Annotated in this window: 9 protein-coding genes; 2 read left to right on the forward strand and 7 right to left on the reverse strand. The window is 72.5% G+C overall.

Annotated elements, in window-relative coordinates; all coding sequences use genetic code 11:
- Positions 1–3 precede the first annotated feature (3 nt).
- From O7625_RS18425 to O7625_RS18440, 4 genes are all read right to left on the reverse strand, one after another.
- Positions 4–540 (reverse strand): hypothetical protein, encoded by a 537-nt coding sequence (locus tag O7625_RS18425; protein WP_282340167.1) that lies wholly within the window; start codon positions 538–540, stop codon positions 4–6.
- A gap of 96 nt (positions 541–636) precedes the next feature.
- Positions 637–1,965, reverse strand: coding sequence for a CHAT domain-containing protein (locus O7625_RS18430; protein WP_282340168.1), 1,329 nt, complete (start codon positions 1,963–1,965; stop codon positions 637–639).
- Between the two features lie 75 nt (positions 1,966–2,040).
- Positions 2,041–7,038: a tetratricopeptide repeat protein gene (locus O7625_RS18435; RefSeq protein ID WP_282340169.1), complete on the reverse strand. Its 4,998-nt coding sequence runs from the start codon at positions 7,036–7,038 to the stop codon at positions 2,041–2,043.
- A 3-nt stretch (positions 7,039–7,041) separates the two neighbouring features.
- Entirely contained in the window at positions 7,042–7,365 is a 324-nt protein-coding gene (locus O7625_RS18440; RefSeq protein ID WP_282340170.1) for a trypco2 family protein, read from the reverse strand.
- 287 nt (positions 7,366–7,652) lie between these two features.
- Here O7625_RS18440 and O7625_RS18445 point away from each other — a divergent pair, with 287 nt between their 5' ends.
- The gene (locus tag O7625_RS18445) at positions 7,653–9,884 is read left to right on the forward strand and encodes an AAA family ATPase (RefSeq protein WP_282340171.1); all 2,232 of its coding nucleotides are present in this window, start codon (positions 7,653–7,655) and stop codon (positions 9,882–9,884) included.
- Complete coding sequence (locus O7625_RS18450; protein ID WP_282340172.1) at positions 9,875–11,161, forward strand: restriction endonuclease; 1,287 nt, start codon at positions 9,875–9,877, stop codon at positions 11,159–11,161. The genes O7625_RS18445 and O7625_RS18450 overlap by 10 nt, the downstream gene beginning before the upstream one ends.
- On the opposite strand, the gene O7625_RS18455 is transcribed toward O7625_RS18450, so the two are convergent.
- The 3 genes from O7625_RS18455 to O7625_RS18465 are packed head-to-tail and all read right to left on the reverse strand — an operon-like array spanning position 11,079 to position 13,886.
- Positions 11,079–12,425, reverse strand: coding sequence for an extracellular solute-binding protein (locus O7625_RS18455; protein ID WP_282340173.1), 1,347 nt, complete (start codon positions 12,423–12,425; stop codon positions 11,079–11,081). The genes O7625_RS18450 and O7625_RS18455 overlap by 83 nt on opposite strands.
- The gene (locus tag O7625_RS18460) at positions 12,422–13,462 is read right to left on the reverse strand and encodes a caspase family protein (protein WP_282340174.1); all 1,041 of its coding nucleotides are present in this window, start codon (positions 13,460–13,462) and stop codon (positions 12,422–12,424) included. The genes O7625_RS18455 and O7625_RS18460 overlap by 4 nt, the downstream gene beginning before the upstream one ends.
- Entirely contained in the window at positions 13,449–13,886 is a 438-nt protein-coding gene (locus O7625_RS18465; protein WP_067304265.1) for a hypothetical protein, read from the reverse strand. Before O7625_RS18465 ends, O7625_RS18460 begins: the two co-directional genes overlap by 14 nt.
- Positions 13,887–14,021 lie beyond the last annotated feature (135 nt).

The following is a 14,021-nucleotide window of genomic DNA, read 5'->3' on the forward strand; positions in this document are numbered from 1 at the left end:
GGGTCACCACCAGACCGGTCGGAGCTGGTGCCCACCGGCCACGCAGTCCTGCTCGGGCTCCGGGAACTCGTCGAAATGGTTGAGCGCGCCGCAGTACTCGCAGAAGACCCGGATCGGGAGCGTCGGGGGCCGCAACGACCCGGCCAGAAGCGGATCGTCCATGCCGAAGGGCACCTCCGCCTCCAGCAGTTCGATGCCGTAGGCCGGCCACGCGTCACGCCCCAGGTGCCGCAGCACCTGTTCGGCGAGTGCCTCGGCGGGAACGACACCCGTCGGACGCCCGGAATCGTCGACCACCACCAGCGCCGGGAGCTGCTCGCTCAGCAGCCGGATGAGAGCATCCGACGTCAACAGCTCGTCCACCGGGGTCGACGCCGCGACGAGCAGGGCCGGACCCCGGCCGCCCGGGCCGGCCACCCAGCGTGGTGTCCCCCGCCCGTCGACGCCCAGGGTCAGCTCGTCGGCCCGCTCCGGCGGCCCGTCCTCGGTCTCGACGACCCGATGGTCGGTGAGCATCAGGTCCCGTGCGGTCAGGCTCATGCTCGGGTTTCCTTCCTGCTTGGTCGGTCCGGCCCAGGGGCCGCACCGGTCGAGGGCACTCCCGCCGCCGCGGGACGGTCGTCGCGTCGCACCCGCTCAGTCCCAGTCTCCGACGAGGACGAACGGGGCCCAGAAGAAGAAGCTGTCGTACAACCGACGGTCGAGGTCGACCGGGACACCCTTCCCGGTCCCGGCCAGGAAGCGGGCCCGATACAGGACGCCCTCCACCCGCCGGCGGTCCCGTGCCGTGCCGGCCAGGGTCAGGGCCGCCTGCGCGGTGCCGGCCGCGCCGACGAAGTCCTGGGCCACGAGCCGGATCCGCGCCTCCGCGAGAGCGAGTCGCGCTGCCGCCGGATGGCTCGTCCCGGCACTGTCCCGGGCCTGCCCGACGTACGCGAGGACGTCGGCGGCGGTGCGGCGGCGCAACCACGACTGGGCCCGGTGGAGCGCCACCACGGCCGGCGACCCGTCACCGAGGCTCCGGTAGAACTCGTCGAGCAGCATCGCCGTGGAGAGTTCGTCGACCTTCCAGAGGCTCACCAGCACGGCCGGCGCGCCGGCGTGGAGCAGCGCCCGGATCAGGCCGAGCAGCTCGTCTCCGGGCCGGGTGTCGGAGACACCGGTACGACACGCGGCCAGCACCACCAGCGTCCCGGTCAGTCGCAATCCGAGCATGTCGGTGGCGGTGAGGCGACCGTCGGCCAGCTCGACGCCGGAGGCCATCGGATCCTCGGGATCGAAGACGCCGTGCGCGCCTATGTGCAGGATTCCCGGCGGTGGCCGGTGTGCGGCGGCGGTCCCCGCGTCCGGGGCCGGGCCGCCGAGCCGACGCAGCAGTGCGGCCCGGCTGGCCTCGGCACCCTGCATCCGGTCGGCGTCGAACCGCCCGGTGAGCGCGGCCGCGTGCACCAGGCCGAAGGTCAGCGGTTCGGTGCCGGGCGGGTCGGCGACCACCAGCGCGGTCGACCGGGCGCCGCGCCGGTTGGCCTGGCAGTAGCGCAGCACCGCGGCGCTCGGCGTGTAGACCACCGGGTGCGCGTCGGCCAACCGCACACCCCGACACGGTACGGCGTGCAGCGGCACCCGGTGCAGCGGCCCGTGCGGCACCAGACAGAGCCGGTCCCCGGGTCGTACCCGGTCGAGGACCGGGGCGACGAGACTCACCAGGACCGGATGGTCGAGGATGGCGCTCGCCTGCTCCAGCAGGGCCGGACCCTCGGTCACCCGGTCCAGCGCGAGCGCGAACCGCACCACCAGCGCGGCGAGTTCCCCGGTGTCCACCGGCAGGCTGACCAGCGCCGGCTCGGTGTCCTCCGCGGTGACGAAGAAGATCAGCGCCTGGTCCCCGGTGAGGTAGTACTCGACCAGGACCAGCCGTCCGGTCGGGGGATCGCGTTGCTCGGCCGGGGAATTCCGCCGGTTCACGGTTCGGCTCCCGTCGGGTGGGTGGGCGACCGCCGCCGGCTTCCCGGGGCATGGCGGTGGGCGACCGCGGGCCCGCTACAGTCCGTCGATCTCACGACGTACACCGTTCGCTTCGTCGTGCCGCCCCAGGTGGACGAGTACGTCCGCCAACGTTGTCAGGCTGGCGCGCAGTGGCCTGGTGTAGATGGCAGGTCGCTGGGCCGGTCTCCGGTGGTAGATCCCGACCGCCTCGGAGAGGGTGGCCAGCGCCTCCTCCCACCGTTCCAGGCTCGCCAGCATGTCACCGAGGTTGCGCAGGGACACGGCGAGGTCGGGTTCGGAGCCGCCCGGATTGACCCGGACCAGCCGCCGACGTACCTCGACGGCCTCGCGCGTGACCGTCAGTGCCTCCTCCCCCCGCCCCAGGCCCGCCAGCATCGCGCCGAGGTTGTTGAGCGACCCGGCGAGGTCGGGCTCGAACGCGTCCGGGTTGACCGCGATCAGCCGCCGCCGCACCTCGACGGCTTCGGTCGTGGCGGTCAGCCCCTCCCTCCACCGCCCCAGCTCCGACAGCCGGACGCCGAGGTTGTTCAACGAGGTGGCGAGGTTGGGCTCGCACGCGCGGTTGACCGCGGCCAGCCGCCGGTAGACCTCGACGGCCTCGGTGGCGGGGGCCAGGGCCTCCTCCCGCCGCCCCAGCTCCGACAGTCGGATGCCGAGGTTGTTCAACGAGGTGGCGAGGTCGGGTTCGAACGCGCCCGGGTTGACCGCGGCCAACCGCCGCCGTATCTCGATGGCGTCGGTGGTGGCGGTCAGCGCCTCCTCCTGCCGCCCCAGCTCGGACAGCACGGCGCCGAGGTTGTTCAACGCCATGCCGAGGTCGGGTTCGAACGCTCCGGGGCTCACCGCGGCCAGCCGCCGGTAGAGCTCGGCGGCTTCGCTGGTGGCGGCCAGGGCCTCCTCCCACCGTCCCAGCTCGTACAGCATGATGCCGAGATTGCTCGACGACTTGGCGACGTCGGGCTCGAAGGCGCCGGGGTTTCCGGCGGCCAGCCGCTGGTAGACCTCGACGGCCTCGGTGGTGGCGGTCAGCGCCTCCGCCCGCCGGCCCAGCCCCGACAGCCGGATGCCGAGGTTGACCAGCGACGCGGCGAGGTCGGGTTCGGACGCCTCCGGGTCGACGGCGGCCAGTCGCCGCCGTACCTCGACGGCCTCGGTGGTGGCGGTCAGCGCCTCCGCCCACCGTCCCAGGCCCGACAGCACCCCGCCGAGGTTGTTCAACGACATCGCGAGGTCGGGTTCGGACGCCCCCGGGTCGACGGCGGCCAGTCGCCGCCGTACCTCGACGGCCTCGGTGGTGGCGGTCAGCGCCTCCGCCCACCGTCCCAGGCCCGCCAGCGTGGTGCCGAGGTTGTTCAGCGACATGCCGAGACCGGGTTCGAACGCGCCCGGGTCCACCGCGGCCAGCCGCCGGTATACCGCGACGGCCTCGGTGGTGGCGGCCAGGGCCTCCTCCCGCCGGCCCAGCTCTGACAGGCGGATGCCGAGGTTGTTGAGGAAGCCGGCGAGGTCGCGGATGTGGGTGGGCTCGTCGGCGCGGGCCAGGTCGCGCTTGAGGGCGACGGCGTGCTGGCAGTAGGCGAGAGCTTCAGCGCGGCGGCCGAGCCTGCTCAGGCGCACCTCCAGGGTCCAGGCGATGGTGGCCAGCTCGGCGGCCACCGTGGTGTCACCGAGCAGGTGGGCCTGCTGGTAGTGGTGGTGGGCTTCGCGGAGGTCGTCGATGTCCTGGTCGGCGGCCTGCGGCCAGGCCGCGACGCGCCACCGCCAGTAGTCGGCGGCGCGCCGGTGTGCCCGGGTCAGGGCGGTGGTGTCGCCCCGGGACTGTTCGCGTCGGTGGAGCTCGGACGCGGTCCAGCGGTGGACGAACACGTGTGCCTGCCCGTCGGGGGTGGTCGCGGTGAGCAGACTGCTGGCCGTGCAGGCGCCCAGCGGCGGGGCCAGGTCCACCTCCACCCGGACCGGTGGCGTGGGGCGTACCGCCAGGTGCGGGTCGAGCAGCGCCCGCACCGGGGCGGGCAGCCGGGCCAGGTCGATCGGCCCGGGTGGGACCTGTGCCCGGGCGAGGATGTCCTGGACGGCCTGCCGCGCGGCGTGGACGGCGGCGGTGTTCGCGGCGTGCGGGTCGGGGACGCCCAGCTGGAAGGCCAGGGCGTGGTGGTCGACAGCCCTGCGGTAGACGGAGGCGCCCCACAGCAGTGCGCGGGCGTGGGGTGTGCGGTCCAGCTGGGTGAGCAGGTCGTCGAGCAGTACGTCGTCGGCGGCCAGCGCGGCGGTCTCGGCCAGCGCGGCGTCGAGATCGCCGTGTTCGGACAGGTAGCGGTCGATGTCGACTGTGGAGTGACCGCGGGCGGCCAGCCGGGCGGCGACGGCGTTGAGGAGGCGGATCCGCACGTCGGCGAAGCGGGCCTGTCCGCCGGCGAGCAGCGCGTCGAGGTACTCCAGGCAGCGTGGATGCCCACCGACGGACCGCCACACCTGGTCCAGTTGGGTCTCGTCGAGCCGGTCGAGCTGGGGCAGTGCCCAGGCCAGCTTCAGGGTCTCGGCCGCCGACAGCGGCCCGACCGGCTGGAACGTCAGCGCGTACTCGGCGTGCTCGGGCAGGGTGAACCGGTAGCGGCTGGTGACCAGCAGTCGGACGGCGCCGGCCGAGGCGGCCAGCCGGGCCAGCAGCGTCGCGAGATCCGGATCCGCCACCTCGCGGCGTCCGTCGTCACCGGCCGGGGTCAGGTTGTCCTCGAAGTTGTCGACGACCAGCAGCACCGGGACGGTGGGCAGCACCTGACCGTCGAGGATCTCCAGCCGACGCCGCCAGCTCAGGTTGCCGTCGTGGGCCTGCCGTAGCCCGGCCAGCACGACAGAGCCGGCCCACACCGGTCGGGAGAGCCGCAGGGTGTCGGTGACGGCGTCCAGGATCGCGGTGATGACCTCGTCGACACCGACCTGGTTGCGCACGACCGCCACCAGCCGGGACGGGTCGGCCTCGACGACCCGGGCGATCAGCTCGTCGGCCAGGGTGGTCTTGCCGACCCCACCGACGCCGTGCAGCACCACACCGGCGGTCGACCGACCCAGGAGCCGGGCCGGCAGCCGTCGTTGCTCCCAGCGACGCCCGACGACGTCCCCGGGCTGACGGCGCAGCACCCCGGCGGCGGTCGGGGTGGTGACCCCGACCAGGCCGGGCCGGGCCGGGTCGATCACCGGGAACCAGCCCACCCCGGCCAGTACGCTGACCGCCGCCCACTCACCCAGCCCCGGCGACCGCCCGGCACCGTCCACCGTCGACTGTTCCAGCTCCTGCTGGACCTCGCGGCGGGCCTGGGCAGCCGCGGCGATCACGTCCGCGCCGGGGTCGGCGGCCACGTTCTCGTAGATCTTGGCGAACATGCGGGTCGCGTACACATCGGTGATCGCGGTCTGGCTCGCGATCACCACACTCGCGCCGGCCGCCAGCAGACCCGCCGCGAACGACCCGCCGCCGACGGACGACACCCCCGCCTCGGCGCCGGTGTAGCAGGCCGCCAACACGGCCACCGGCGGCATCCGCCCCACCGGGATCGCCTCCCGGACGAACGTGTCGACGTCCACCCGCCGGGCCGCGCCGGTCTCGTCCTCCAACTCCACCACGCCCGGCCCGCCGTGACCGGACAGGTGCAGCACGTGCGCCGGCCACTCGGTCAACGCCGCCCGGATCTCCCTCGTCGTGGCGAAGTGCACGATCCGCACCTCGGCCTCGTGCGCCCGCGCGCCCCGTACCGCCTGCACGACGTTGCGCAGCTCCCGCTCGTAGTCGAGCAGCCCGCCACCGCCCGACAGCGGCGAGGAGATCGCCACCACGATCCGCAACGGACCGCCCGTCGGCGTCGCCGTCCCGGTGCCGACCCGGCGGTACAGCCGAACCCCACCGTCCAGGGCCAACGCCGAACCCTCGCCCGGCAGCCACAACGTCTCCCACGGCAGCCGGGCCAGCTCACCGTCCACCTGCACACCCAGCCGCACCGGGAGGTCCCGGGCCCGCGCCCGCGCGTACTCCTGACGCAGGCCCGTGACGACCGCCTCGGGCAGCAGATCCGCCGCCAGCAACCGCCCCGCCACCCCGGCCGCCACCCCGACCGGATCCTCCACCGCCGCCCCCGTACCCCGGACACCGACCAGGTCCGCCCGCGCCCGGACCAGGCGGGCCACCGCGTCCGCCAGCTCGGGCGACACCCCCCGATGCCGCCCCGACACCACGACCTGCCCGCCAATCAGCTCGACCCTGCCGTCCCCGCCGACCCGCAGCACCAGATCGACCGCCGCCGGCTCCGTCACCACCCGGCCCGCACCCGCACCGTCCTCGGCGAGCACGTCCACCAACGACCCCGCCCCCGGCCCCAACAGCTCACCAGGGCCGTCCTGGCCGGAGAAGCAGTGCTCGATCCGGACCGCGGTCAGGAACCCCGGCCCCTCCCGCCGGTGATGGGCCGACACCACACCCACCACGCACCCGGCGACCCACACCGCAGCCCCCGACATCGCCTCCCACGGCGACACACCCGCCTGCGGATCCGCAGCGGGCGGGTCGACCCTGATCTCCAGGGTCCGCGACTTCGGATTGGACAACCCGGCGATCGACCCCACCGCGTGGTGCGCCTCCCGCACGGGCACACCGTCGGGCGTCGTGCGCAGCTTCCACCGGGGAAACCCGACCACGTGCGTCGGCACCTGCTGCGCCGTCGCCGTCAACCGCCCGAAGCGGACCGGCACCACCGACACCCCGTCGACCCGCGCCAACCGCACCAACGCCACGTCCGCCGTCGGGTCACACCACGCCACCGTGCCCGGAGCCGACCACTCACCCGGCTGCTCCGCGTCGAAACGCACCGTCACGCCGGTCCCGCCCGTCACCACGTGGGCCGCCGTCAGGACCAGGTCGTCACGCACCCGGTAACCCGAACCCCGACCCGGCGTCCCGTCGCTGCGCACGACGAGCACCTCGGCGACCCGGTGCGCCGCCAGCGCCTCCCACCGCCCCCGCCCGGACACCTCACCATCCACCGATCACCGCTCGCCCTGCTCCGGAGCACCGGAGATCAGCGGCGGCCGGTCCGGCTCGTCCGCCCGGCGCGGCTGCAACACCACCGTGATCCGCTGGGTCACCACCGACGCCCGTCTCTCGCCCCACTCGGCATCCACCACCATCAGCTTCGCCTTCACCCCGGGCTGCGACGACTTCTCCACCGCCACCGTCAGCTCCAGCTCCACCGGCCCGGCCTCGAACCGCAGATCCGTGTGCTCGCCCGCCCACATCGCACGACTCAACTCGTGCCGTACCTGCCAGATCAGATCAGCCAGCTCGACGCCGTCGTCCACCCCGACCCCCATCCTCCACCTCGGACCCGACAGTCAACCGCACACCCGCCACCGACGCCCATGCCGGACATGGCGGAATCCGCCCGGAGTCCGGGATCCGACAGGGCGACCGGCACCGCACACCGACGCCTGAGCCACCCGACGCCGGCCTCCCGCGACGACGCGTCATCCCAGGTCGGTCGCCGTCCCCGCGGGGTCGGTCCCCGGCCACCCCACCGGTGACCGGCTCCCTCGCCGTGCGCCTACCGTGGGGGCCGGACAGGTGGTGCGTCGGTCCGCCTGCACTGACGAGGAGTGCCGTGAACGAGGACGCTGTCTACACCGTCGCCCGCCGGGTGATCGACGCGGGTCTGGCCGGTGACGGGTCGGCCTTCACACCCGGCCGGGCGGTGTGGACGGCGCAGGCCGCCGACCAGTTGTACGCCCGGTTCGTCCAGCAGCCGAACGCGGGCCGGGGCAGTTTCGTCCGGAAGCTGCAGGGGCAGCTCGCCGGGGCGTCGCCGACGGCGGTCCAGCTCATGGGTGAGCTGATCTACCTGCATCTGCTCCTGCCCCGGGACATCGGCGGCCCGGCGAAACGCGCCGTGATCTCCGGGGCGCTGTCCCTGCTGCCCGAGCCGGTCGACATCCCCGCCGACCTGGACACGGTTCTCGACGCGGGCGTCGTCCGCGCCGGCACCGCCTACCTGACGCAGCGCGACCGGCAGCTCGCCTGGCTCGTACGGCTCGTGCGGGCGTGGAAGCACCTGCCCGCCGACCGTCGGCGGGCGGCCCTGCACGACCCCTGGGAGTTCCGGGCCGTGCTGGACGAGCTGCCGATCAACAGCGCCTACAGCCAACGCAACATCCTGCTGAACCTCGCCTTCCCCGACACCTTCCCGGCCATCGCCTCCCGGCGGCACAAGAAACTGATCGTGGACGCGTTCGGCGACGAACTGCCCCACCGCACCGGCGACGTCGACCGGGACCTGGCCGGGGTGCACACGGTGCTGTCGGCCCGGGCCGGCACACCGGTCCACTTCTACCAACCACCCTGGGTCGACCGGTGGCGGCAAAAGGCCGCGCCGGCCGGTGACGGCACGGGGCGACGCGGCTGGCTGGTGCGCGGCGCGAAGGTGCACGGGCACAACCTGGTCGGGCAGTGGCTCGCCGAGGGGTTCTGCTCGATCGCCTACCCGGGGCTGCCCGAGTTGAAGCCCGGCCTGTCGAGGGCGGAGCTGGACCAGCGGTTGCGGGAGGAGCTGCCGGACTTCTCGCCGTCCCAGCGGGGCCTGCACGTGGGCGTGCTCGACCGGTTCCTCAACCGGATGGGCGTGGGGGACGTGGTGGTCACCGTCGACGGGCCGAAGGTGCATGTCGGCACCGTCGCCGGCCCCGCCACCTGGCTGGACACGCCGGAGGGCCGGTCGAACCGGCGACGGAGGGTCACCTGGGCGAACCCCGACGCACCCCTGACGCGCAACGAACTGTCCCCCGAGGCGCGGGACAAACTGTCCGGTCAGCTCACCGTGTCGGACCTCGGCAGCTACGTCGACGAGTTCGCGGCCCTCGCCGAGCTCGACGACCCGCCGGCGACGGAGGTCGTCGACCCGGTCGAGGTGGCCGAGGTGGAGCTGCCCGAGCCCACCGCCGAGCTGGCCGACGAGCTGCTCGTCGACCAGGTCTGGCTCAGCGATACGGTCGACCTGCTGCGGGAGAAGAAGCAGATCGTGCTGTACGGGCCGCCCGGCACCGGCAAGACCTACCTCGCACAGGCGCTGGCCCAGTTCCTCACCGGGCAGGCCGACGACGCCCACCGGCTCGTCCAGTTCCACCCCTCGTACTCGTACGAGGACTTCTTCGAGGGTTTCCGCCCCCGGGCCACCGCCGACGGCGGACTCGGCTTCGCGCTCGAACCGGGGCCGCTCAAGCAACTCGTCGCCCAGGCGAAGGACGATCCGTCGCAGGTCCACGTCCTGATCATCGACGAGATCAACCGGGCGAACCTCGCCAAGGTCTTCGGGGAGCTGTACTTCCTGCTCGAGTACCGCGACCGCAGCATCCAACTGCAGTACTCACCCAGCGACGACTTCGCCCTGCCACCGAACGTCTACCTGATCGGCACCATGAACACCGCCGACCGCTCCATCGCCCTGGTGGACGCCGCCATGCGCCGCCGGTTCTACTTCCAACCGCTGTTCCCCGGCGAGATGCCCCTGGACGGGCTGCTCCGCGCGTGGTTGACCAAGCACGACCTTCCCCCCGACCGCGCCGACCTGCTCGACGAACTCAACCGCGTCATCGGCGACCGGGACGCCGCCGTCGGCCCGTCCTACCTGATGACGACCCGGGCCGCCACCGAGAAGGGGCTGACCAGGATCTGGCGGAACGCCATCCTGCCCCTGCTGGAGGAGCGCCACCTCGGCGACGGGGTCGACGTCGGCCAACGCTACGGTCTCGACGCACTCCGCAGACGGCTGCGGCAGCAGACCGCCCCCACCGGGGTTTCGCCCTCCGGCGGACCGGCCGGGGATCCGGCGCAGTGGCACTGATCAGCCTCCGGGAGCACCAGACGTACGAGGGTGAGCCGACCACGCCGGCGCTCGCCCGGGCGATGGGCGCCACCGGGCTCGTCGACACCGCACTCACCCTCGACGGGTGGCTCCGGCTGCGATCCGGCTCCCGGGTGGGCGCGGCCCGGATCACCGCCGGCGACGACCACCTGGAGCTGCACGTACGGCCGAAGGTCGGCATCGCGCGGCTGCTCTGGCTGCTCGGCTACGCGCGGGATCCCGGCGGCTGGCGTACCGAACCGGTCGGCCTGACCGCCGACCAGGACCTGGTGCCCGCGATGGCGGTCGCCTTCGCCACCGCCGCGTCCCGGGCTCTCGCGTCCGGGGTGTTGTCCGGGTACCGCACCGTCGAGGAGGCGACGCCGCTGGTGCGCGGCCGGATCAGGGAGGCGGACCAGCTGCGCGCCCGGCCGGGTCTGGCCCTGCCGGTGGAGGTGCGCTACGACGACTACGTCCCGGACGTACCGGAGAACCGGATCCTGTTGTCGGCGGTACGCCGCCTGCACCGGCTCCCCGGTGTTCCACCGGCCACCCGCAACGCCCTGCACCGCCTCGCGGGCGCACTCGCCGACGTCACACCCCTCACGCCGGGTACCCCCGTGCCCCGGACCGTGCCCAACCGGTTCACCGCCCGCTACCAGCCGGCGCTACGGCTCGCCCGGCTGATCCTGGCCGGTGCCGGCATCGAACACATCCCGGGGTCGACCCTGGCGACCGGCTTCGTGTTCGACCTCAACACGGTCTTCGAGGACTGGTTGACCACCGCCCTCGGCGACGCGCTCACCACCCACTACGGCGGGACCATCGCCCGCCAGCACCCGGTGCGCCTCGACCACGACCATCTGCTGCCCCTGGTCAGGCCGGACATCACCTGGTGGGACGGGCGACGGTGCCTGGCCGTCATCGACGCCAAGTACAAGACACCCGGCAGCACCCCGCCCCGCGACGACGTCTACCAGCTGCTCGCCTACTGCACCACGCTCCGGCTGACCCACGGCCACCTCGTCTACGCCGCGACCGGAGCGGGGCCGGCGAGCTACCGACTCAACGGCAGCGGGGTGCGGATCAGCGTGCACCGGCTCGACCTGTCGGTACCTCTGCCACACCTGCACGAGCAGGTCGACCGGATCGCCGCGGCGGTCGTGACCACGCACCGGGGCGCGGCCGACCGGCTCAGGTCAGTGCGATCGTCATATCCCGTTCAAAGTTCTCGTCGAGTTCCTTCCCCTCAACGACGACCGGGTACAGATACGTGAGGATGACTTTCGAGACCTCGTAGTAGTCCGGCGTGATGGGGCGGGGCCTGGCCTCCTCGACTGCCGCGAGCAGCTCGTCCAGGTACCGGATGTGCTGCACCTGCGGTGACTTGTACGTCGACCTGGTGGTCGGTACGAAGCGTCCGTCGAGCAGGAGCCGCTGCTGCGTCTCGGAGCTGGTGAGGAATTTGATCATTTCGATCGCCTGGGCCTTGTGTCGGCTCTTCTCGGCCACCGCCAGGTTCTGCCCGCCGAGGATGCCGGGTCCGAACAGCCTGCGGACCTCGGGTTGCGGCTGGATGTCGCCGAACCACACCGGCCAGTTGCGCATGGCGGCAGCCTCCTTGCGCCCGAAGGCCAGCGCGGTCCTCTCCTCGGCGGACCCGCCGGAGCCGGGGGGATACCAGAGCTGACCAGCAGCCACCTTGCCCCGCACCACTGTCAGCGCCTTCTCCCACTCCGCCTGGACGACCACCGGGGGGGTGCCGTCCTTGTTCAACAGATTCTGATTGACCGCCAGCAACTGTTCGAGGACGTTCACCACGAAAGCCTCGTCATTGCTGAGCTGGATGGCGACCCCCTGGTGCCCTGCGGGGCCGGCGGCCAGGGCCTCGGACAGCTCCGCTGCTGTCTTCGGAACGGTGGTGCCCGCCGGGAAGAACAGCAGACCGACATCCGAGTTGTACGGCAGTGCATACAACCTGTTCTGCCAGTTGCAGGTCAGCAATGGGTTGGGGAGGAAGTCCCCGAGCATGCCTTCGGTGATCGGATTGGGAATGCCCGGTGCCTTCTCGTCCAGTGCGACGAGCAGCGGACTCCCCTGCGCCTTGGCGTCCGCGAACTCCGCCAGGTGGACGGAATCAAGGTTCACGATGTCGACGCGCTCCGGTGCCGCGGGATCGAGATAATCACGGAACTTGGCGCGTTGAACGTCGGTGTTGCCCTCGACTTCGAGGATGTCGGCCGGAATATCCGGATGCCTGACGTTCCAGTTGTTGACCGCCTGCTCCCGGGCCTTGTTCTTGCTTTCGTCGGCTCCGCTGGCGATGAGCAGTTTTTCCCCGGGCGGAAGCGGAGCGAACGGGTCGGTCGTCGGGTCGGCCACCGGCGACACGTGCGTCGGCGCGGGTGTGGGTCCGGGTGACCCGGACGTGGGGAGGAACGTGGCCGAGAACGCGGTCATGACGACCCCGACGACGGTCGCCGCGGCGAGCGGGAGAAGGGGAGGCGACAGCGACCCCGATGGTCTCATCGGCAGGTTCATGAGATCGTCCGGCTTCCCGTGGCGGTGGGCTGACGGCCGGTGCGCGTCAGCCACGCGCCGGTGGCGAAGAAGGCCGCGCAGGCCAGCAGGCTGGTGACGACCCCGGCGCGCAGCGCCCAGACCTCGGAGTGACCGGACCGCGTGATGGTGGCACAGGCCACCCCGATGGCGAGTGACCAGAGCAGGCCCCAGGCCAGGTGCGGCAGCGTCAGCCGGGGATCGCGCGCGGCCGGCGGCGATTCCGGCTCCGTGAGGCTGTCCAGCAAGCCGGCGATGGTCGCCGGGTGGGCGTAGTTCTTGAAGATCGGCCGCCGGCCGGCGTACCCGTGGGCCTGTCTGGTCGGCAGGGGGAGACCGCTGGCCTCCAGGCGTTCGTGGGTCCGCGCGGCGACCTCCTCGATGCTCACGAACGGCCCCGCGCCCGGTACGCCGTCCTTGCCCAGCACCCCGACGAGTTCGTTGGTGAAGGCCGTGAGCCCGGTCGCGGAGTCGGCGCGGGCGGCCCGGTTGGGGCCGGTGGCGGCGAGCACGAACGTGCCCTCGATCGCGAGGTGGCCGTTGAGCGACCCCATGGTCCGGGTCGCGTTGCCGGCATAGCAGCAGTCGAGCACGAGGATCTTGTTCGGGGCGCCGCAGTGGATGAGGGCGTCCCGCAGGTGCCGGTACTCCAGCGCGGTGGCCTGCCGGTCCTCGGCCGAGCCGGAGTGCGTGAGGTACAGCTCGTCCGGGTTCGTCGAGGAGCAGAACCCGTGCCCGGCGTAGTACACGAACAGGGTGCCGCGGCACTGCGTGCCGGCGCTCTCGATGGCCGTCAGGATCTCGTCCGCCGAGGTCGGGTTCATCACCGCCAGGCACCGGACCGGTGCCAGCCCCCACGGCACGTCCTGCCGCAGCATCGACCCCAGCTTGGCCACGTTGGCGGAGACGCCGGGGAGGTTCCGGCCGCGGTAGGACGGGTGCCGATAGGTGGCGGTGCCGATCAGCACGGCGTGTGACACGGCCGGGTCACCCACCGGATGGCGGTCAGCGTTCGTCATCGTCGGCCTCCGCTGGCGCCGCCTCGGCCGCCGGCGGCGAACTCGGGCCGGCGGAAGCCACCGGGTCGCCGAGGACGGTGACCTCTCCCTGGTAGATGATCGTGACCACGAGATCGCTCCGGCCCTTGACCGCGCGGGCCTCCCGCCACGCCTCGACCGCCACGACCAGCTGGCCCAGCCCGAGGACCGACTGGAGGATCACCAGCAGGGTGTCCAGGTCCCCGGCGCCCATCCGGGTGCCGTCCGGATCGTCCTGCGGCCGCAGCCGGGAGACCGGCCACCCGCCGCCGAACACGGGGTTTCCCCGGAGCCACTTGGCCAGCGCGTCGAGCTCCCGGTCCGCCCCGCGTCCGGCGACCTGGAGGCGCACCGAACCGGCCGGTCCGATGTCCGGAACGTCGGATGTCGGAGTGACAGCACCCATGTGGATCAGCTCCTGAATGCCGATCTGAAAGGATCGTGACTTTATCATCCCGCCCGACGTCAAACCGACTTCCAGGTGCGTCACTGCGTGATCGCGAATTCATGATCGCGAATCATCGCCCGACCGCCGAGGAAA

Origin of the sequence: Micromonospora sp. WMMD714 (assembly GCF_029581315.1) — a bacterium.
GTDB lineage: Bacteria > Actinomycetota > Actinomycetes > Mycobacteriales > Micromonosporaceae > Micromonospora > Micromonospora rifamycinica.

Coding starts and splice junctions, on each gene's coding strand:
- O7625_RS18425 (WP_282340167.1), bottom strand. CDS start 540: ATGAGCCTGACCGCACGGGACCTGATGCTCACCGACCATCGGGTCGTC.
- O7625_RS18440 (WP_282340170.1), bottom strand. CDS start 7,365: ATGGGGGTCGGGGTGGACGACGGCGTCGAGCTGGCTGATCTGATCTGG.
- O7625_RS18455 (WP_282340173.1), bottom strand. CDS start 12,425: ATGAACCTGCCGATGAGACCATCGGGGTCGCTGTCGCCTCCCCTTCTC.
- O7625_RS18460 (WP_282340174.1), bottom strand. CDS start 13,462: ATGACGAACGCTGACCGCCATCCGGTGGGTGACCCGGCCGTGTCACAC.
- O7625_RS18465 (WP_067304265.1), bottom strand. CDS start 13,886: ATGGGTGCTGTCACTCCGACATCCGACGTTCCGGACATCGGACCGGCC.